Below are 20,454 nucleotides of genomic sequence, written 5' to 3'. Positions count from 1 at the left end.
CGCGCCGGTCAGTGCGTGTCCGTGCGCGCGTCCGCCGTCAGTGCACGCGTGCAGTCCGAGCGATATTCGGCGGCGAGCCGGCGCTGCGCGCCGTCGAGATCGTCGGGATAGTAGGGGCTGCTGTGCGCCGGATCGTAGCCGACCTGTTCGAGTTCGGTCAGCTCGCGCACGAGATCCGCGTGCGTGACTTCGTGCCGCGTGTGGACGAACGGGTAGGCGTTGCATTCCTGCGGCGTCAGGTGAGGCGCCGCGAACGCGGCGGTGCTGACGCATGCGCTCAGCATGCAGGCGACGGTAATCGACAGTTTCATCCGATGGCTCCTGAGTTCGCGGCCCGATGCCGCATGACGTCAGCGTAGGCAGTGCGCAGGGCCAGGTGGGCGACGCACGGATGAAACATGTTTCACCCGCATCCGCCCGATGCCGAATGAAGCTATTTTCATCTAACGCCGGACGGCGATCGACACGGCTACGATAGTTGCACGCGCATCTGTGTGCGCGTCGTGACAGCCATTGCGAGGACGGGCATGCGAGTACTGACGGTCGAAGACGATGCGGTGACCGCGAACGAGATCGTTGGTGAGCTGACCGCGCGCGGATTCGAGGTCGACTGGATCGACAACGGCCGTGAGGGAATGATGCGCGCGATGAGCGCATCCTACGACGCGATCACGCTAGACCGGATGCTGCCCGGCGCTGACGGGCTCGCGATCCTGACCGCGATGCGCACGGTCGGCATCGATACGCCGGTGCTGATGCTGAGCGCGCTCGGCGACGTCGACGAGCGCATCCGCGGGCTGCGCGCGGGCGGCGACGACTACCTGACCAAGCCGTTCGATTCCGGCGAACTGAGCGCGCGCATCGAAGTGTTGTTGCGCCGCCGGCAGGCCTCGGGCGTGCCGCAGCAGACGCTGTTGACGGTCGGCGCACTCGAACTCGACCTCATTTCGCGCTGCGCGCGCCGTGGCGTCGACGAGATTCCATTGCTGCCCACCGAGTTTCGTGTCCTCGAATTCATGATGCGCAACGCGGGGCAGACGATCACGCGCACGATGCTGTTCGAAGCCGTGTGGGGCTATCACTTCGACCCGGGCACCAACCTGATCGATGTCCACATGGGGCGGCTGCGCAAGAAGATCGACCCGCCGGGTGCCGTGCCGATGATCCAGACCGTGCGCGGCTCGGGCTACATGCTCCGATGACGGAGGCACGGATGGATGCGGCCCGTGCGGCGAACTTCACGCGTCGCTGGCATACGACGACGTTTCGCTGGCTGTGCGCGTACGCGGCGATCTTCTCGATTTCGCTGCTGCTGCTCGCGGGCGTGATCAACGTCGCCGCGACGCGCACGATGACGCGCGACACCGACGAGGTGCTCGCGTGGCAACTGATCTACTTCGATTCGATCCCCGACGCCGAGCTGCCGCTCGCGATTCACCGCCGGCTCGAGCACGAGCACATGCATACGAATTTCTACGGGCTGTTCGACGCGAGCGGGCACCGCGTGGCCGGCGACATCGCGACGCCGCCCGCGCTGCGCACGGATCGCCGCGGGCGCACGCTCGACCGTACGCTCGTGCCGCTCGACGGCCAGCCCGCGCCGATCACGCGCGCGATGGCCGTGCACCGCGACGACGGGATGACGCTGGTGGTCGCGCGCGACCTGTCGCATTTCATCCAGATTCGCGAAGTCGCGATCCGCGGGCTCGTGATCGGCGGCGTGCTGATCCTGATCGCGGGCATCGCGGGCGGCAGCATGCTCGGCATGCGGCAGATGCGCCGCGTCGCCGCGATCCGGCGCGTCACGCGACAGATCGCCGAGGGCGATCTCGGCAAGCGGTTGCCGGTGGGCCGCTACGACGAGCTGGACCTGCTCGCGCATCTCGTGAACCACATGCTCGACGAAGTCGAGCGGCTGATGGGCGAGGTGCGTCACACCTGCGACGGCATCGCGCACGATCTGCGCACACCGCTCGCACGCGTGCATACGATGCTGGCGCGGCTCGCCGAACAGCCGCATTGCGCGCACGATCCGGCGTCGGCGCAACTGCTCGCGTCGGCGCGCGATGAAACCGACCGGCTGCTCGAGCGCTTTCGCGCGATGCTGCGCATCTCCGAGATCGGGACGCTGAGCCGACGCGGCGGGTTCGCAGTGGTGGACGTCGCGGCATTGCTGCGCGACGTGTGCGAGCTGTACGAGCCGCTCGCCGAAGCGGGAGGCGTCGCATTCGGGCTTGACGCGATGCCGGTCGACGGCATTCATGGCGACCGCGCATTGTTGTTCGAGGCGTTCAGCAATCTCGCGGACAACGCGATCAAGTTCACGCCGCCCGGCGGTCGCGTGCGCGTCGCGCTCCACGCGACACCGAACGGCCCGGTCGTGCGGTTCGAGGACACCGGGCCCGGGATCGCACCGGGCGAGCGCGATGCGGTGCTCGAGCGCTTCTATCGCGGCGAGCGCACGCGTCACGTGAACGGTTCGGGACTCGGGTTGAGCATCGTGTCGGCGGTGATGCGCGTGCATGGCTTCGCGCTGCGGATCGGCGATGCACAGCCGGTCGGTACGGCGATCACGGTCGAATGCTGGCCGCGCTCGCTCGGATGAGCACGCGGGAAAACGGTCATGCGCATCCTGCTTATTTCACCGCCGACGCCTGAGGCGGCGCGGCTCGACAAGGCGTTCCGCGAAAGCACGCACGGTGTGGAGCGCGTCGACGCGTGGCGCGACGGCTGCTTCGCGGCGGCGCAGGACCGCTTCGACGCGATCGTGGTGGTCGAACCCGATGCGGCTGCCGGCGCCGTGCTGCTCGACATGTTGCCGCGGCTTGCCGCATCCTCCAGCGGCGCGACGATCGCCGCGCTCGTCGTCGGTGCGACGCCCGCACGACGTGCGCGGCTGCTGCAGGCCGGCTGCGACGTGTGTCTTGCCCAGCCGTGTTCGTTCGTGGAACTGCACGAACGCCTGCGGGCGCTGTGGCGTCGCGCGGGCGTCATCGCGTTGCGCGAGTCGGTGCGGCTCGACGCGGCCACGCGCGCGCTCGAGGAGCGCGGCCGCAGGCTGGCACTCAGCGCACGCGAATTCCGTGTCGTCGAATGCCTGCTGCGCGAAGCCGGGCGGCCGGTCGGGCGCGATGCCGTGCTGCGTTACGCATGGGGTGACGCCGACATCGAACCGGAAACCGTCAATGCGCTGGTCGTGCGGCTGCGGCGCAAGCTCGTCGCGCACGCGTTTTCCGCGCGCATCGAGACGGTTGCGCGATTCGGATTCAGGTTCGATGCCGGCGGTTGACGACGCGGTATCGCTTGGGCTTGCGAACGGCGAACGGACGCCGGCGGCATGGCACGCGGCGTCGCCGTTGCGGCGCGATCAGTGCGAATAAAGCGCGCGGTTGAGCTGCGCGAGCTGGCCGTCGCGCTGGGCGCGAACGAGTTCGCGATAGACCTGGGCGCGCGTGAGCGGCGTCATCGGCGGCGCATTCCACGCATCGCGCGATGACGCCGGCGCGGAGGCAGCCGATGCAAGCGTTCGCGGCGCGGTCGTCGCGGCGGATTGCGATGCGGCGGCACGGCCGGGCAGCGCGACACAGAGGGCGCAGAGCAGGGTGGCGAACGGCAGTATCTTCATGGCGTGATCCTTTGCGAAGGGTGGAGACCGGTGCCGCGAATGCGAAGCCGGCAGGCCACACGTTATCGGGCGCGTTGCGTCAGGCGCCGGGCGTGCCGATGAAGAAACGTTCATGAACGCGCATCGTGCCAGCCGCCGCCGAGCGCGCGTACGAGCGCGACGGACGCCTGCAGGCGTCGTGCATCGACGTCGAGCGCCGCGATCTGCGTGTCGAGCTCGGTCGTCTGCGCGGTGACCACGTCGAGATAGCTGACGGCGCCGTCGCGATAGCGCGACATCGCAAGCGCAAGCGACTGCCGCGCCGCGACGAGCGCGGTGTCGTCCTGGGCCGATTCGTCTCCGAGCCGGTGCAGTAGCGCGAGATCGTCCTCGACTTCGCGGAACGCCGCCAGTACGACGCTTCGGTAACGTGCGCCCTGTTCGGCGAACTGCGCGCGCGCGTGGCGCACGCCCGCCGCACGCAGGCCGCCGTCGAACAGTGTCGTCGCGAGCCGCGGCCCGATCGACCAGATTTCGTTCGGTGCGGCGAGCCACGGCGAGAACGTGTCGCTCTGGAAACCCGCGTCGAGGCCGAGCGACAGGTCCGGGAAGTACGCGGCGCGCGCGACGCCGATCCGAGCGTTCGCGGCCGCGACGCGGCGCTCCGCGGCGGCGATGTCCGGGCGGCGTTCGAGCAGCGTCGACGCGAGTCCGGTCGGAATCGACGGAACGGCGGGCAGCGCGGTGGCGGCCGGCAGCGAGAACGTCGACGCGGATACGCCGACGAGCACGGCGATCGCATGCTCGTCGAGCGCACGGCGTGCGGCGATGTCGGATGCGCGAGCCTGCGCGAGCGCGAGCTGCGTTTGCGCGCGCGATACGTCGAGCCCCGATGCGAGGCCGCCGCGATGGCGGCTGACGGTCAGTTGCCACGCACGGCGATATGCATCGATCGTCTGCGCGAGCGAGTCCGCTTCACGATCGAGTCCCGCGAGATCGAAGTAGGTGCTGGCGACGCGGGCCTGCAGGCTGAGCCGGACGGATGCGAGATCATCGGCCGCGGCTTGCGCGTTGTCGCGGCTGGCGGCAACCGTGTTGCGGACCTTGCCCCACAGATCGATGTCGTAGCCGAGCCCGGCGTCGAGCGTGTTCGATTCGTAGACGTCGGGCTGCCCGGTGCCGCGCAGCGGCCGGCGCGCGGACTGCCGGTCGCGGTCGGTCTCGGCGCCGATGCCGATGGTCGGCAGCAACGCGGCATGTGCCTCGTCGAACAGTGCGGCCGCTTCGTCGTGCCGTGCGACGGCGGCGGCGAGGTCCGGATTCGCGCGTGCGACGAGCGGCTCGAGCCGGTCGAGTGTCGCGTCGCCGTACACGCGCCACCAGCCGTCGCGCGGCAGGCGATCGGCCGGGGCGGCATCGATCCACGGGCCGGTTTCGCGAAATGCGGCCGGCACCGGCACGGCCGGCGCGTGATACGTTGGCGCGAACGAACAGCCGGCGAGCAGCGCGACGCTGCCGAGCCATGCAGCGAGCGTACGGTCAGCCATGCGCAGGCTCCGTCGTCGTGGCGCCGGCGATGCGCACCGGGTCGCCGTCCGCGAGCGAATCGGGCGGATTGTCGATCACGCGGTCGCTCGCTGCGAGCCCAGACGCGATCTCGACGCGCGTGCCGAGATCGGTCGCGATCGCCACGTGGCGCAAGCGCGCATGCCCGGTCGCGTCGAGCACGGCGATCTGCAACCCGTCGTGGCGGAAGATCAGCGTGCTCGCCGGAATCGTCAGCGCGTGCGCGGCGTTGGCCATCGCAATCTGTACCTGCGCGTATTCGCCCGGGAACAGCGTGCCTGCCGGGTTCGCGATCGAGAACTGCGCGAGCAGCGTGCCGGAAGCCGGATCGATCGCCTGCGCGGAATCGGCGAGCGTCGCATCGAACGTCGTGCCGGGACGCTCGGGGACGGTCAGCGCGGCATGCATGCCCGCACGGATCGCGCCAGCGTCGTCCTGCGGAATATGGACGTAGAGCCGCAGCCGCCGTGCATCCGAGATGGTGAAGAGTTCGGCGCCGTTGCCGCTGCCCGCGTCGATCAGCGCGCCGACATCGGTCTTGCGCGCGGTCACGACGCCGTCGAACGGCGCGGTGAGGCGCTTGAACGATTCGAGCGCCTCGAGCCGCCGCACGTTCGCGGTGCGGGCGGCCACGGCCGCCCGTTTCGCATCGAGATCGCTGCGCTTCTCGTCGGCCTCCTGCCGCGACACCGAATCCTGCGCGAGCATTTCGGACCAGCGCGCAGCGGTGACGGCCGCGAGCCGTTCGTTCGCATTCGCGCTTTGCAGGTCGGCGCGCGCCTGCTGCAGCTGCTGGTCGAGGTCGGGCGTGTCGATCGACGCGAGCAGCTGGCCGGCCTTCACGTGCGCGCCGATGTCGACGTACCACGCATGCAGGTAGCCGGGCACGCGCGCGTAGATCGGCGCGTCGACGTAGGCGTCGAGACGACCTGGCAGCACCAGCGCGTCGGCTGCGGCCGGCTGCGGCGCGACCGTCGCGACGGTCGGGATCGCCTGGCTGGCGGTCCATGCGGCGACTTCCCGCGCATCGTGCGCGCGTTCGACGACGCCGGCCGCGGCGGCGGCGAGTGCCGCGATCACGCCGGCGATCGCGAGCGGCTTCAGGTAACGCGGCGTGGCGGGGGGGCGGACGTCGAATTCAGTGGACATGCTGTTCTCCCGGAGTAAGGGGCAGGGATGCGGAGTCGGGCGCGGGATCGTGCCGATGGACGAGGCTGAACACGACGGGCACGAACACGAGCGTCGCGACGGTCGCGCAGAGCAGGCCGCCGATCACCGCGCGGCCGAGCGGCGCGTTCTGTTCGCCGCCGTCGCCGAGACCGAGTGCCATCGGCGCCATGCCGATGATCATCGCGAGCGCGGTCATCATCACGGGCCGGAAGCGCGTGAAACCGGCCTCGAGCGCGGCGACGGTCGCGTCGGCCGTATGCGCGAGCCGCTCGCGCGCGAACGTGACGACCAGGATGCTGTTCGCGGTCGCGACGCCCATGCACAGGATCGCGCCCGTCAGCGCCGGCACCGACAGCGGCGTGCGCGTGACGAACAGCATCCACATGATGCCGGCGAGCGCCGCAGGCAGCGCGCTCACGATCACGAACGCGTCGCGCCACGAATGGAAGTTCACGACGATCAGCAGATAGATCAGCAGCACCGCGCCGGCAAGGCCGGCGAGCAGCCCGCCGAACGCGCTGCTCATCGTCTGGACCTGGCCGCGCACGGTCACGCGCGACCCCTTCGGCAGGTCGGCCGCGCTTGCGTGGAGCACGCGCTCGATGTCGGCGCTGACCGCGCCGAGATCGCGGTCCTGGGTCGTCGCGAAGATGTCGTCCAGCGGCGCGATGTCGTAGTGCGACACGACCGCGTCGGTCTGGCCGCGTACGATCGTCGCGAGGCCGCCGAGCAATTGCGGTGCACCCGAGCGCCCCGTGACGGGCAGCGCGCGCAGGTCCGACAGCGACGTCATCCGGTATTGGGGTGTCTGCGCGACGATCGGGTAGGACACGCCGTTGTGCGGATCGAGCCAGTAGGTCGGCGATACCTGGCTCGTGCCGGACAGGCTCGCGACGACGGCATCGGTGACGTCCTGCTCGGTGATGCCGAGCTGCGCGGCGAGCGCGCGGTCGACCGACACCGTGAACTGCGGATAAGTCGACGCCTGCTGCACGCGCGCGTCGGCGATGCCCGGCACCGTGCGGATGCGCCGCAGCAGCTCGGTCGCATACGCATGGTTTGCCGCGGGATCGGGGCCCGTCACCTGTACGTCGATCGGCGCGGGCGCGCCGAAGTTGAGGATCTGGCTGACGATGTCGGCAGGCAGGAACGAGAACGTGACGCCGGGGAACGCGCGCGGCAGCACGGTGCGCAGCTTCTTCACGTAGTCGGCGGTCGGCGCATGGTCGCCGGTGAGCGACACGAGGATGTCGCCGTCCTGCGGGCCGATCGTGCCACTGTTGCTGTACGTGAGGTTGATCCCGCTGTTCGGCAGCCCCATGTTGTCGACGATGCTCGCGAGCGCGCGCGGCGGCACGACGCCGCGCACCGTGCGCTCGACGCGATCGAACAGCGCGGCCGTCTCCTCGATGCGCGTACCGATCGGCGCGCGCACGTGCAGCGCGATTTCGCCGGCGTCGACCGACGGGAAGAAGTTGCGGCCGAGCCCCGGCACCAGGACGAACGACAGCGCGACCGCCGTGAGAAACAGCACGACGAAGCGCGCGCGATGCGCGAGCGCGAGGCCGAGCACGGCACGGTAGCGGGTGCGCAAGGCCGCGAAGCGGCGCTCGAATCCCTGCTGGAACGCGACGGGCGGATTGCGCGATTGCGGCGTCGGGAATGGCGCGCCGTGCGGCGCGAGCACGGCCGCCGGATGGGCGGCGTGCGGGCGCAGCAGATAGCGCGCCATCATCGGCACGAACGTGCGCGACAGCACGAACGACGCAATCATCGCGAAGATCACGGCTTCGGCCATCGGCACGAACAGGAAGCGCGCGACGCCGTCGAGCAGCAGCATCGGAACGAACACGATGCAGATGCACAGCAGCGACACGAACGCGGGCGCGACGATCTGCGACGCGCCGTCGAGGATCGCGTCGCGGACGTTCTTGCCCTGTTCGAGATGCCAGTTCACGTTCTCGATCGTGACGGTCGCATCGTCGACGAGAATGCCGACCGCGAGCGCGAGCCCGCCGAGCGTCATCACGTTGAGCGTCTCGCCGGCGGCGGCGAGCGCGGCGATCGCCGCCAGCACCGCGAGCGGAATGGACGCGGCGATGATCAGCGTCGAGCGCCAGCTGCCGAGGAACAGCAGGATCATCGCGGACGTGAGCGCAGCGGCGATCAGCCCTTCGCGCGCGACGCCGCTCACGGCGCCCTTGACGAACACCGACTGGTCGCCCATCACGACGAGCCTGAGCGACGGCGGCAGCGTTGCCTCGATGCGCGGCAATTGCGCCTTCACGCCGGCGATGATGTCGAGCGTCGACGCCGAGCCGCTTTTCAGTACGCTCATCAGCACCGCGCGGCGGCCGTCGACGCGCACGATGTTGCCTTGCGGCGGAAAGCCGTCGCGCACGTGCGCGACGTCGCGCATGAAGATCACCGCGCCGTTGACGGTCCGGATCGGCAGCGCGTTGAGCTGGTCGATGGTCAACGGGCTGTCGTTGAGGCGGATGTTGTACTCGAAGCGGCCGATCTTCTGCGTGCCGGCCGGGATGATCTGGTTCTGCTGCGCGAGCGCGATCGCGACGTCCTGCGCGGACAGCCCCTTCGCCTGCAGCGCTTGCGGATCGAGGTCGATCTGCACCTGACGCACCTTGCCGCCATACGGCGACGGAATCGCGACGCCGGCGACCGACAGCAGCTGCGGCCGGATCACGTTGGTCGCATAGTCGCCAAGCTGTTGCTCGTTCAGCGTGTCGCTCGTCAGCGCCAGCTGCAGCACGGGCACGGTCGACGCGTTGTAGTTGAGAATCTGCGGCGGCGTGGTGCCGGGCGGCATCTGCTTGAGCACCGTCTGCGAGATCGACGTGACCTGCGCGGTTGCCGTGCGGATGTCGACGCTCGGCTGGAAGAAGATCTTGACGATCCCGAAGCTGCGGAACGACTGCGACTCGATGTGCGCGACGTCGTTGACCGTCGTGCCGAGCGTGCGTTCATAGTAGGTGACGATGCGCCCGGCCATGTCGGCCGGCTGCAGGCCCGCGTAATTCCACACGACGCTGATGACCGGAATCCGGATGTCGGGGAAAATGTCGGTCGGCGTGCGCAGCGCCGCGAGCGGTCCCGCGATCAGAATCAGCAGCGCTAGCACGATGAATGTATAGGGGCGCGCGAGCGCGAGTCGGACGAGTTTCAGCATCGGCGAAGTCTCCGCCGGCGCGGGGCGCCGGCCTGTCAGCGAGATGCCGAAGCGCGGCGTGAGCCCGCATCGGCTCGCGCAGTGTGCGTGGCGCCGCTTAACGCCGGGCGCGGGCCAGGATGAAAGATGTTTTAGGAACGGGCGGAAAGGACGAAGAGGCCGGCCGGCGCGGCAAGGACACTTGGGCGGTTGGGTACGGCCGCGAGCCGTTAATTGTTACAAGACGTTAGCGGCGCTTCCGGCTGCCATCCCGCGCATCAGTTCTTACAAACTTGAAATATGCCGGGACGGCGCTTGTCGCTATAGTCGAATCACACATGAAACAACTCGAAGAGGAATCCATGAAGACTTTGCGTATTGCCTCGCTCTTGACCGGTATGACGGCCTTGCTCGTGTCGGGCGCAGCAATGGCGGGAGTCAATGTCGGGATCAACGTCGGCGTGCCGGCCCCGGTCTACGTCGCGCCCGCGCCCGTGTATGCGCCGCCGCCTCCGCCGGTCGTCTACCAGCCGGCGCCCGTGTATGCACCGGCGCCCGTCTACGCGCCGGCACCGGCGATCGTGATCGGCTGGCACGGCGATCGTTACTGGGACGGCCGCCGCTACTGGGGCCGCGACGAGTGGTATCGCCATCATGGCCGCGGCTGGGGCGGCGATCGCGATCGCGATCACGGTCATTGGGATAATGGCCGCCACAACGGCTGGCGTTGATCGACATGCGCGCATGAGAAGAAGACCGCCCGCGTGGCGGTTTTCTTTTGCCCGCGCGGGCCGCGCGCGGCAGCCGCGATGCGTTGGCGCGACGCGCGAAAAGCCGCGGGCTGGCTCGACGTCGAATTGAATGGGTAGAATCGACCCACGTTCCATCCCTCAATCGACCGACAGGGCCTCTATGACGAAGGGTTCGCCCCGGGCCGCCGCCGCGCGCACCCGCTTTGGCGCCGCGCGTGCAGTACGTGCCGCCGGCCGCACGGCGGCAGCATGGGCAATACAGGCGGTGCTCGCCGCGACGGCCGCGCACGCGGCCCATGCGATCGCGCAGTACGGCGAGCCGAAATATCCGCCGGGCTTCAAGCATTTCGACTACGTGAACCCGGACGCGCCGAAGGGCGGCACGCTCGTGCTCGCGAACCCGAACCGGCTGACGTCGTTCGACAAGTTCAATCCGTTCACGATGCGCGGCAACCCGGCGCCGGGCATCGACATGTTGTTCGAGAGCCTTGCGACCGGCAGCATGGACGAACCGTCATCCGCCTACGGGCTGCTCGCCGACGACATCGCGATCGCGCCGGACCGCCGCTCGGTCACGTTCCACCTGAACCCGCGCGCGCGCTTCTCGAACGGCGATCCGGTCACGGCCGAGGACGTCCGGTTCTCGTTCGACACGCTGAAGAGCAAGCTGGCCGCACCGCAGTTCGGCGCATATTTCGCTGAAATCGCGAAGGCCGTGGTGGTCGACCCTTCGACCGTGCGCTTCGAATTCCGTAGCGCGAACCGCGAGCTGCCGCTGATCGCCGGCGGCGTGCCGGTGTTCTCGCGCAAGTGGGGGCTGCGCGCGGACGGTTCGCGGATTCCGTTCGACCAGCTCGCGTTCGAGCAGCCGATCGGCAGCGGCCCGTACCTGATCGAGCGCTACGACAACGGCCGCACCATTACGTACCGGCGCAATCCCGAGTACTGGGGCGCCGATCTGCCGGTGCGGATCGGCACCGACAACTTCGAGCGGATCGTCTACAAGCTGTACGGCGACGGCGTCGCGCGGCTCGAGGCGTTCAAGGCCGGCGAGTACGACGTGCTGGTCGAATACATCGCGCGCAACTGGACGCGACGGGACGTCGGCAAGCGCTTCGACAGCGGCGAGCTCGTCAAGCGCGAATTCCGCCAGCACAACGGCGCGGGCATGCAGGGCTTCTTCATGAACCTGCGCCGCCCGCAGTTTCGCGACGTGCGCGTGCGCCAGGCGCTCGATCTCGCGTTCGACTTCGAATGGCTGAACCGCCAGCTGTTCTATAGCGCGTATACGCGCCTCGACAGCTATTTCGCCGATACCGACCTGCAGGCGACCGGTACGCCGGGCCCGGGCGAGCTGAAACTGCTGGAGCCATTGCGCGCGCAGCTGGACCCGGCCGTGTTCGGGCCGATGGTCACGCAGCCGAACACGAACCCGCCGGGCTCGCTGCGCGCGAATCTGCTGAAGGCGCGCGCGCTGCTCGCACAGGCCGGCTGGACCTACCGCGACGGCGCGTTGCGCAACTCGCAGGGCGAGCCGTTCACGTTCGAGATTCTCGACGATTCGGGCGCGGCGATGGAGGGCGTCGTGACCGCCTACCAGCGCAATCTCGCGAAGCTCGGCATCGACGCGCGCTTTCGCACGGCCGATTACGCGCTGCTGCAGAAGCGGCTCGACGCGTTCGACTACGACATGACGACGGTCCGCCTGCCGGGCGTGCAGGTGCCGGGCGCCGAGCAGTTCTCGCGCTACGCCAGCAAGTTCGCGGACGAACCGGGCTCCGACAATATCATCGGCCTGAAGTCGCCGGCCGTCGACACGCTGCTGCATGCGCTCGGCGCCGCGCAGACGCGCGACGACCTGCTCGACGCGACGCATGCGCTCGATCGCGTGCTGATGCATGGCTATTACGCGGTCCCGCAGTGGTACAGCACCACGCACCGGATCGCATACAAGCGCACGCTCGGCTATCCGCAGACGCTGCCGCTGTACTATTCGGCCGAGGGCTGGGTCGTGTCGACCTGGTGGGCCAAGCCCGATCACTGAAGCCTGCCGGCCCTTCGTTCAACCCAGCCTATCGATCGCGAGTCGACGCCCTATGTGGAGCTACATCCTCAAACGCCTGCTGCTGATGATCCCGACGCTCGTCGGCGTGCTCACGCTCACGTTCGCGGTGATCCAGTTCGTGCCGGGCGGCCCGGTCGAACAGGCCGTGCAGGAACTGCGCAAGGGCGCGACGGAGCAGGGCGCGGCGCCGTTCGGGATGCGTGCGCATACCGGCGTCGACGCGCAGCAGCTCGCGCAGCTCAAGGCGCTGTACGGCTTCGACAAGCCACCGCTCGAGCGTTACTGGCTGATGCTGAAGCGCTTCGCGCGCTTCGATCTCGGCGATAGCTACTTCCGCCACCAGAGCGTGTGGTCGCTGATCGTGCAGAAGCTGCCGGTGTCGATCAGCATCGGATTGTGGACGTTCTTTCTCACCTATCTGATCTCCGTGCCGCTCGGCATCGCGAAGGCCGTTCGCAACGGTTCGCCGTTCGATGTCGCGACGAGCCTCATCGTGCTGGTCGGCTACGCGATTCCGGGCTTCGTGCTCGGCGTGCTGTTGCTCGTGCTGTTCGGTGGCGGGTCGTTCTGGCAGTTGTTTCCGCTGCGCGGGCTCACGTCGGACAACTTTTCGCAGCTGTCGCTCGCCGGCAAGGTGCTCGACTATTTGTGGCACATCGCGCTGCCGATCACCGCATCGGTCGTCGGCAGTTTCGCGGTCATCACGATGCTCACGAAGAACGCGTTCCTCGACGAAATCCGCAAACAGTACGTGCTGACCGCGCGCGCGAAAGGGCTCGCCGAGCGCACCGTGCTGTGGAAGCACGTATTCCGCAACGCGATGCTGCCGCTGATCGTCGGGTTTCCAGCCGCGTTCATCGGCGCGTTCTTCACGGGAAGCCTGCTGATCGAGACGCTGTTCTCGCTCGACGGCCTCGGGCTGCTGTCGTACGAGTCGGTCGTGCGGCGCGACTATCCGGTCGTGCTCGGCACGCTGTACCTGTTCACGCTGATCGGGCTCGCGACCAAGCTGATCTCCGACCTCTGCTACGTGTGGGTCGACCCGCGCATTCAATTCGACAATCTGGAGCGCTGACATGAAACCGTCCGCCAGCACGCCGCCAGCCGTTGCGCCTGTACGCCTGCCCGCGCTCGCCGGGCGAGGTGCGCGATGAACCGGGCCGTCGTGTCGTCCCGCATCGACGCGGCGCGCGCGCGCGTGTCACCATCGCCCGCGCGCCGCGTCTGGCAGCGCTTTCGCCAGCAGCGCCTCGGCTACTGGAGCTTCGTCATCTTTGCGATCGCGTTCGCCGCGAGCCTCGCGGCACCGCTATGGTCGAACGACAAGCCGCTCGTCGTGCGCTACGACGGCCAGACCTATTTCCCGATGTTCCATGCGTATCCGGAGACGACCTTCGGCGGCGACTTCCCGACGCCGGCCGACTATCTCGATCCGTATGTCCGCAAGCGGCTCGAGGCACCGGGCAACTTCGTCGTCTATCCGCCGAACCGCTATTACTACGACACGCTGAATTACTTTTCGACCGTGCCGAATCCGGCGCCGCCGTCGCGCGCGAACTGGCTCGGCACCGACGCGCAGGGGCGCGACCTGCTCGCGCGGCTCGTGTACGGGTTCCGCGTGTCGGTCGAGTTCGGGCTGATCCTGACCGCGATCGGCACGCTGCTCGGGATCGCCGCGGGCGCAGTGCAGGGCTTCTTCGGCGGACGCATCGACATCGTCGGGCAACGGCTGATCGAGATCTGGAGTTCGCTGCCCGAGCTGTACCTGCTGATCATCTTCGCGTCGATCTTCGAGCCGAGCTTCCTGCTGCTGATCGTGCTGCTGTCGCTGTTCGGCTGGATCGGCCTGGCCGACTACGTGCGTGCCGAGTTCCTGCGCAACCGCACGCAGGACTACGTGCGGGCGGCCCGCGCGATGGGGCTCACGAACTGGCAGATCATCTGGCGCCACGTGCTGCCGAACAGCATGACGCCCGTGATCACGTTCCTGCCGTTCCGGATGAGCGGTGCGATCCTCGCGCTCACGAGCCTCGACTTTCTCGGGCTTGGCGTGCCGCCACCGACGCCGAGCCTCGGCGAGCTGCTCGCGCAGGGCAAGGGCAATCTCGACGCGTGGTGGATCTCGCTGTCGACGTTCGGCGTGCTGGTCACGACGCTGCTGTTGCTGACCTTCATGGGCGACGCGCTGCGCAACGCGCTCGACACGCGGATCGCCGACTCGGTGCGCGCGGCAGGAGGCCAGCGATGAGCGATACGTTCGTCTCGAACGCGGGCGAACCGCTGCTGTCGCTCGAGCATCTGCACGTGCGCTTCGGCGACACGGTGGCCGTCGACGACGTGACGCTCGCGATCGGCCGCGGCGAGCGCGTCGCGCTCGTCGGCGAGTCGGGGTCGGGCAAGAGCGTGACCGCGCTGTCGATCCTGCGGCTGCTGCGCGACGCCGACGTGAGCGGCACGATCCGCTTCGCCGGGCACGACCTCGCCGGCAAGAGCGAGCGCGAGATGCGCGGGCTGCGCGGCTCGGACATCGCGATGATCTTCCAGGAGCCGATGACGGCGCTCAACCCGCTGTACACGATCGGCGCGCAGATCGGCGAGACGATTGTGCTGCACGACGGCGTGACGGCGGGGGAGGCGCGCAAGCGCGCGATTGCGCTGCTCGCGCGCACCGGCATCGCGGAGCCGGAGAAGCGCGTCGACAGTTACCCGCATCAGTTGTCGGGCGGCCAGCGGCAGCGCGCGATGATCGCGATGGCGCTCGCGTGCCGACCGCGCCTCTTGCTCGCGGACGAGCCGACCACGGCGCTCGACGTGACGATCCGCGCGCAGATCGTCGATCTGCTGCTCGAGTTGCAGCGCGAGGAGGCGGAAAAGCGCGGGATGGCGGTTCTGCTGATCACGCATGACCTCAACCTCGTGCGCCACTTCGCCGAGCGGGTCGCGGTGATGGAGCGCGGCAAGCTGGTCGAAAGCGGGCCGGTCGAGCGGATCTTCGCGGAGCCGGAGCATCCGTACACCCGGCGGCTGCTGAATAGCCGGCCGCAGCGCACGGTCGCGTCGGTGCTGCCGATCGCGCCCGTCGTGCTCGAAGCGCGTCACGTCAGCGTGCAGTTCGCGCGCAAGCGGCCGGGCTTCGCGGGCTGGTTCGGCACGATGCCCGTGACGGCGGTCGCGGACGTGTCCGTGTCGGTGCGGCAGGGCGAGACGCTCGGGATCGTCGGCGAATCCGGTTCGGGGAAGTCGACGCTCGCGATGGCGCTGCTCGGGCTGCAACGGACGGTGCACGGCGAGATCGAATTCCAGGGGCGTGCGCTGTCGACCTACCGCGGCCGCGAACAGACCGCGCTGCGCTCGAACATGCAGGTCGTCTTTCAGGATCCATTCAGCTCGCTGTCGCCGCGTCACACGATCGAGCGGATCGTAGGCGAGGGGCTCGAACTGCATCGCCCGGAGCTGACGCCGGACGCGCGCCGCGCGAAGTCGCTGGCCGTGCTGCGCGAAGTCGGCCTCGACCGCACGGTGCTGCATCGCTATCCGCACGAATTCTCGGGCGGGCAGCGCCAGCGGATCGCAATCGCGCGCGCGCTCGTGCTGGAGCCGCGCATCCTGATCCTCGACGAACCGACTTCCGCGCTCGACGTGTCGATCCAGCAGCAGGTGCTGAAACTGCTCGCGAATTTGCAACAGAAATACAACCTCGGCTATGTATTCATCAGCCACGATCTGGAGGTGATCGGCGCGATGGCGCATCGGGTCGCGGTGATGCAGGGCGGGGCGATCGTCGAGTCCGGGGACGTGGCCGATATCTTCACGAGACCGTCACATCCTTACACACAAAAGCTGTTGAAAGCGGTCTGGAAAGCGTGATAAGCGTCCAATGGTCTGACTATCTCGATTGTATTTTTTAATTTGTTTTGACAAACGATTACGCGCTGGCTAGTATCGACCGAAATTTTCCGCCAATCAGCTGATTTTTAAGCACATTCCATCGACCAATGCAGCATCGATCCCTGACCCAGGCATGCGCGCGCACCCTCGCCGGACTGTTCATCGGCGCCCTGTTCGCAGCAGCTCCCGGCGCGTTCGCCGACGAAGTCAGCAGTTTTAACCAGAATGTCACGAATTCGACTCAAATCGGGTCGAATTCGTCCCTCCAGCAGACCAGCGCGCAGCCGTCGAGCGGCGGCGCGAAGTCGTTCCTCGCCGGCATGGCCGGCAAGGCAGGCGACGTGGTCGTCGGCGCGCTGAACATGATCGGCGTGCGCTACCGCTGGGGCGGCAACTCGCCGGATTCCGGCCTCGATTGCAGTGGCTTCGTGCGCTACGTGTTCCAGGACACCCTCGGCATGTCGCTGCCGCGTCGCGCGGAAGAGATGAGCCGCGTCGGCGAGAAGGTCAGCATGAGCAACCTGAAGCCGGGCGACCTCGTGTTCTTCAACACGATGCGCCGTACGTTCTCGCACGTCGGCATCTACATCGGCGACAACAAGTTCGTGCATTCGCCGTCGACGGGCAGCACGGTTCGCGTCGACGATCTCGACAGCGGCTACTGGGAAAAGCGTTTCACCGGTGCGCGCCGAATCGAATCGGCGTTCCCGATGAAGGCCGACGACCTGCGCCAGCGCGTGCGCGCGACGATCGGCGACGACGCGGCGAACGGCAACAACTGACGCCCGCCGGCGGTCGGCCGGATCAAAAAAACCCTGTCACCGAAAGGAGGCAGGGTTTTTTGTTTTGGGGCGCGCGGAAGCGGCGGGTTGGGGGCGCCTGCGGGCGGCCCGTTACACGCCGCGTTCCACGATGCGTCCGCTTATGCCGCTGCTGCCCCGCGGGCTGCCGCAAGCTTGCGCTGCAACTCGGGCATGATGCGCGCGACCGCTTCCTCGCCCGCGAGGATGGCCGCGTTGCGCTGGTTGAAGTCGCTGCCGCCCATCGCCGCGAGGTTCGGGCGAATCACGACGTCCGCGTATTTGTCGAGCTCGTAGGTCTTGATCGTCTGACCCATGATCGTGAAAGTCTGCAGCAGCATCTCGATCGGGTTGGAGGTCGCCGCGCCGTCAGGTCGCGACGAGATGTCGACCGCGATCACGAAGTTCGCGCCCATCTTGCGCGCGAACGACGCGGGCACCGGGCTCACGAGACCGCCGTCGACGTATTCGCGGTTGCCGATCTTCACGGGCTCGAACACCGACGGCACGCTGCACGACGCGCGCACTGCAAGCCCCGTATTGCCCTGCTGGAACAGAATCGGCTGGCCGTTCTGCAGGTCGGTCGCGACGACGCCGAGCGGCTTCGCCATCTTTTCGATCGGCCGGTTGTTGAGTGTCTTGTTCAGGAAGTTCTGCAGCGCGATGCCCTGCAGCAGCCCGCGCGAGCGGAACGGCAGCGCCCAGTCGCTGATCGCCGCCTGATCCATGTCGAGCGCGATCTTGTTGATTTGCAGCCCGCTCATCCCCGACGCGTACAGTGCGCCGACCACCGAGCCCGCGCTCGTGCCGGCGACGATCTCGACCGGGATGCCGCGCGCCTCCAGCGCTTTCAGCACGCCAATGTGCGAGAAGCCGCGGGCGGCCCCGCCGCCGAGCGCGATGCCAATCTTCACGGGCTTCTCGCGCGACTGCGCGGGATTCGCGGCGTTGTCGGGGCGGGACTTGTCGCCGAACGAGGTGCAAGCGGCGAGGCTGGCGGATGCGCATGCGATCGTGAAGTGACGGCGCGACAGGCGAGGGGACGACATCGTGTGGTTCTCCGGCGGCTTGGCGGCGGGCCGGGCGGCCCGCGGCGGCGATAGGTTCCGAGCGGCCGTGCGGCAGAAACCGGGCGGCCGGCGCGGCGCCGGCTGGCGGCCGCGGCGCGCACATCATAAAGCAAGCGGCGCGCTTGGCGCGAAGACCGGCGCGAGTATAATTCCGGCTTCTTTCCCGTTCCGGGCGCGGCCGGCCCCATTGCTGTCCGGGCTGTCGCCGTCGATCCCGCGTCGAATCATTCATGCGCCCCAGGCGTTCGAGTTACCGTTTATGACCCGTCCTGTCCGTACCCGCTTCGCGCCGAGTCCCACCGGCTTCATCCACCTCGGCAACATCCGCTCCGCGCTCTATCCGTGGGCGTTCGCGCGCAAGATGAAAGGCACGTTCGTGCTGCGTATCGAGGATACCGACGTCGAGCGCTCGTCGCAGGAAGCCGTCGACGCGATCCTCGAGGGGATGCAGTGGCTCGGCCTGGATTTCGACGAAGGCCCGATCTACCAGATGCAGCGGATGGACCGCTATCGCGCGGTGCTCGCGCAGATGCTCGAGCAGGGGCTCGCGTACCCGTGCTACATGTCGGCCGAGGAACTCGACGCGCTGCGCGAACGCCAGCGCGAGGCCGGCCTCAAGCCGCGCTACGACGGCACGTGGCGTCCGGAGCCGGGCAAGGTCCTGCCCGAGCCGCCGGCCGGTGTGAAGCCCGTGCTGCGGTTCCGCAACCCGCTGACCGGCACGGTCGTGTGGGACGACGCGGTGAAGGGGCGTGTCGAGATCTCGAACGAGGAGCTCGACGACCTCGTGATCGCGCGTCCGGACGGCACGCCGATCTACAACTTCTGCGTGGTTGTGGACGACATGGACATGAACATCACGCACGTGATCCGTGGCGACGACCATGTGAACAACACGCCGCGCCAGATCAACATCCTGCGCGCGCTCGGCGGCGAGCCGCCCGTCTATGCGCACCTGCCGACCGTGCTGAACGAGCAGGGCGAGAAGATGAGCAAGCGGCATGGCGCGATGAGCGTGATGGCGTATCGCGACGCGGGCTTCCTGCCGGAGGCGGTCGTCAACTACCTCGCGCGTCTCGGCTGGTCGCACGGCGACGCCGAAATCTTCTCGCGCGAGCAGTTCGTCGAATGGTTCGACCTCGAGCATCTCGGCAAGTCGCCCGCGCAATACGATCACAGCAAGCTGAGCTGGCTGAACGCCCATTACATCAAGGAAGCGGACAACGCGCGCCTCGCCGCGCTGGCGAAACCGTTCCTCGCGGCGCTCGGCATCGACGACGCGGCGATTGCGACGGGCCCGGCGCTTGACGCGGTGGTCGGCCTGATGAAGGATCGCGCGACGACGGTCAAGGAGATCGCCGAAGGCGCCGCGATGTTCTACCGTGTGCCGGCGCCGGACGCCGACGCGCTCGCGCAGCACGTGACCGACGCGGTGCGCCCGGCGCTGGCCGATCTCGTCGCCGCGCTGAAGGCAGCCGACTGGACGAAGGAAGCGGTGTCCGCCGCGTTGAAGGCGACGCTCGGCGCGCACAAGCTGAAGATGCCGCAGCTCGCGATGCCGGTGCGCCTGCTGGTGGCGGGCACGACGCACACGCCGTCGATCGACGCGGTGCTCGTACTGTTCGGTCGCGACATCGTGGTGTCGCGTATCGAGGGTGCGCTGGCCTGAGTTTGGGGCGGCGCGAAGCCGCCCGTGCATGACGTCACGGCGGCTTCGCAAAAAAATTCGCTCGAATCGCAAAAAGGGTATTTACAAGTTCAAATTCGGTCCATATAATCTCATTTCTGTTCTGCAAGGGGGTATAGCTCAGCTGGGAGAGCGCTTGCATGGCATGCAAGAGGTCAGCGGTTCGATCCCGCTTACCTCCACCATCAGAGCAGAATGAATTGATTTGCGAAGCAGTGGTGGTAGTAATAAATGCTTCACAAAATGATTTAAAGCAGTTAGAATTTCGGCCTTCGCTGTTGATGATGAGTGAATAGCGAAAGTCAGACAGATCTGAAAAGATTATGTCCCCTTCGTCTAGAGGCCTAGGACATCACCCTTTCACGGTGAGTACAGGGGTTCGAATCCCCTAGGGGACGCCAGATTCAGCGGCGTTTCGTAGAAGAAGTGTCGCGAGGCTTGCAGGAACGTAACCGACGTCCTGCAGGTAACGGTGCAGAAAGTTGGAGCGGTAGTTCAGTCGGTTAGAATACCGGCCTGTCACGCCGGGGGTCGCGGGTTCGAGTCCCGTCCGCTCCGCCAGAACGAAGCCCGTTCAAGACGTTTTTGAGCGGGCTTTTGTATTAAAGGTGTAAGCAGTACGTTGTCCCCTTCGTCTAGAGGCCTAGGACATCACCCTTTCACGGTGAGTACAGGGGTTCGAATCC

At 67.6% G+C, this 20,454-nt stretch carries 16 protein-coding genes and 3 tRNA genes; 13 read left to right on the top strand and 6 right to left on the bottom strand.

The genetic code is table 11. The features are described 5' to 3' along the window. Positions 1-8: 8 nt before the first annotated feature. A complete protein-coding gene (locus WS75_RS04315; protein WP_059679326.1) occupies positions 9-311 on the bottom strand; it encodes a DUF4148 domain-containing protein in 303 nt (100 codons plus the stop codon). Positions 312-527: 216 nt separating this feature from the next. Between WS75_RS04315 and WS75_RS04310 the strand changes: the two genes are divergently transcribed. Genes WS75_RS04310 through WS75_RS04300 form a run of 3 tightly spaced genes read left to right on the top strand, consistent with a single transcriptional unit; the run spans position 528 to position 3,289 of the window. Next, positions 528-1,202 (top strand): response regulator transcription factor, encoded by a 675-nt coding sequence (locus tag WS75_RS04310; protein WP_059679325.1) that lies wholly within the window; start codon positions 528-530, stop codon positions 1,200-1,202. 11 nt (positions 1,203-1,213) lie between these two features. Continuing rightward, on the top strand, positions 1,214-2,605 hold the full coding sequence (locus tag WS75_RS04305; protein WP_059679361.1) for a sensor histidine kinase: 1,392 nt from the start codon (positions 1,214-1,216) through the stop codon (positions 2,603-2,605). Between the two features lie 18 nt (positions 2,606-2,623). Then, entirely contained in the window at positions 2,624-3,289 is a 666-nt protein-coding gene (locus WS75_RS04300) for a response regulator transcription factor (protein WP_059679324.1), read from the top strand. A 78-nt stretch (positions 3,290-3,367) separates the two neighbouring features. On the opposite strand, the gene WS75_RS04295 is transcribed toward WS75_RS04300, so the two are convergent. The 4 genes from WS75_RS04295 to WS75_RS04280 all read right to left on the bottom strand — a co-directional run bounded on the left by WS75_RS04295 (position 3,368) and on the right by WS75_RS04280 (position 9,527). Next, positions 3,368-3,625 (bottom strand): DUF4148 domain-containing protein, encoded by a 258-nt coding sequence (locus WS75_RS04295; RefSeq protein ID WP_059679323.1) that lies wholly within the window; start codon positions 3,623-3,625, stop codon positions 3,368-3,370. Between the two features lie 110 nt (positions 3,626-3,735). Next, entirely contained in the window at positions 3,736-5,151 is a 1,416-nt protein-coding gene (locus WS75_RS04290) for an efflux transporter outer membrane subunit (protein ID WP_059679322.1), read from the bottom strand. Next, positions 5,144-6,319, bottom strand: coding sequence for an efflux RND transporter periplasmic adaptor subunit (locus WS75_RS04285; RefSeq protein WP_059679321.1), 1,176 nt, complete (start codon positions 6,317-6,319; stop codon positions 5,144-5,146). Before WS75_RS04285 ends, WS75_RS04290 begins: the two co-directional genes overlap by 8 nt. After that, complete coding sequence (locus WS75_RS04280; protein WP_059679320.1) at positions 6,309-9,527, bottom strand: efflux RND transporter permease subunit; 3,219 nt, start codon at positions 9,525-9,527, stop codon at positions 6,309-6,311. The genes WS75_RS04285 and WS75_RS04280 overlap by 11 nt, the downstream gene beginning before the upstream one ends. Positions 9,528-9,868: 341 nt before the next feature. Here WS75_RS04280 and WS75_RS04275 point away from each other — a divergent pair, with 341 nt between their 5' ends. The 6 genes from WS75_RS04275 (at position 9,869) to WS75_RS04250 (ending at position 16,993) form a co-directional block, all read left to right on the top strand. Beyond that, positions 9,869-10,237: a hypothetical protein gene (locus tag WS75_RS04275; protein ID WP_059679360.1), complete on the top strand. Its 369-nt coding sequence runs from the start codon at positions 9,869-9,871 to the stop codon at positions 10,235-10,237. A gap of 181 nt (positions 10,238-10,418) precedes the next feature. Next, positions 10,419-12,302, top strand: a complete 1,884-nt coding sequence (locus WS75_RS04270; protein WP_059679319.1) for an extracellular solute-binding protein — start codon at positions 10,419-10,421, stop codon at positions 12,300-12,302. A gap of 52 nt (positions 12,303-12,354) precedes the next feature. Then, positions 12,355-13,398 (top strand): microcin C ABC transporter permease YejB, encoded by a 1,044-nt coding sequence (locus tag WS75_RS04265; protein WP_059679318.1) that lies wholly within the window; start codon positions 12,355-12,357, stop codon positions 13,396-13,398. A gap of 75 nt (positions 13,399-13,473) precedes the next feature. Then, positions 13,474-14,571, top strand: coding sequence for an ABC transporter permease (locus WS75_RS04260; RefSeq protein WP_059679317.1), 1,098 nt, complete (start codon positions 13,474-13,476; stop codon positions 14,569-14,571). Beyond that, complete coding sequence (locus WS75_RS04255) at positions 14,568-16,190, top strand: ABC transporter ATP-binding protein (protein WP_059679316.1); 1,623 nt, start codon at positions 14,568-14,570, stop codon at positions 16,188-16,190. The genes WS75_RS04260 and WS75_RS04255 overlap by 4 nt, the downstream gene beginning before the upstream one ends. 128 nt (positions 16,191-16,318) lie before the next feature. Next, positions 16,319-16,993 (top strand): C40 family peptidase, encoded by a 675-nt coding sequence (locus WS75_RS04250; protein ID WP_059679315.1) that lies wholly within the window; start codon positions 16,319-16,321, stop codon positions 16,991-16,993. A gap of 140 nt (positions 16,994-17,133) precedes the next feature. On the opposite strand, the gene WS75_RS04245 is transcribed toward WS75_RS04250, so the two are convergent. After that, the gene (locus tag WS75_RS04245) at positions 17,134-18,060 is read right to left on the bottom strand and encodes a patatin-like phospholipase family protein (protein ID WP_059679314.1); all 927 of its coding nucleotides are present in this window, start codon (positions 18,058-18,060) and stop codon (positions 17,134-17,136) included. A gap of 280 nt (positions 18,061-18,340) precedes the next feature. Between WS75_RS04245 and gltX the strand changes: the two genes are divergently transcribed. The 4 genes from gltX to WS75_RS04225 all read left to right on the top strand — a co-directional run bounded on the left by gltX (position 18,341) and on the right by WS75_RS04225 (position 20,329). After that, positions 18,341-19,750, top strand: a complete 1,410-nt coding sequence (gene gltX, locus WS75_RS04240; RefSeq protein WP_059599476.1) for a glutamate--tRNA ligase — start codon at positions 18,341-18,343, stop codon at positions 19,748-19,750. Between the two features lie 127 nt (positions 19,751-19,877). Further along, a tRNA-Ala gene (locus WS75_RS04235) sits at positions 19,878-19,953 on the top strand. Between the two features lie 140 nt (positions 19,954-20,093). After that, positions 20,094-20,169 (top strand) — tRNA-Glu (locus WS75_RS04230). Between the two features lie 83 nt (positions 20,170-20,252). After that, a tRNA-Asp gene (locus tag WS75_RS04225) sits at positions 20,253-20,329 on the top strand. Positions 20,330-20,454 lie beyond the last annotated feature (125 nt).

The sequence above is a fragment of the Burkholderia sp. FL-7-2-10-S1-D7 genome (assembly GCF_001524185.1).
GTDB lineage: Bacteria > Pseudomonadota > Gammaproteobacteria > Burkholderiales > Burkholderiaceae > Burkholderia > Burkholderia diffusa.
This window is presented reverse-complemented; position numbering and strand designations above follow the sequence as displayed.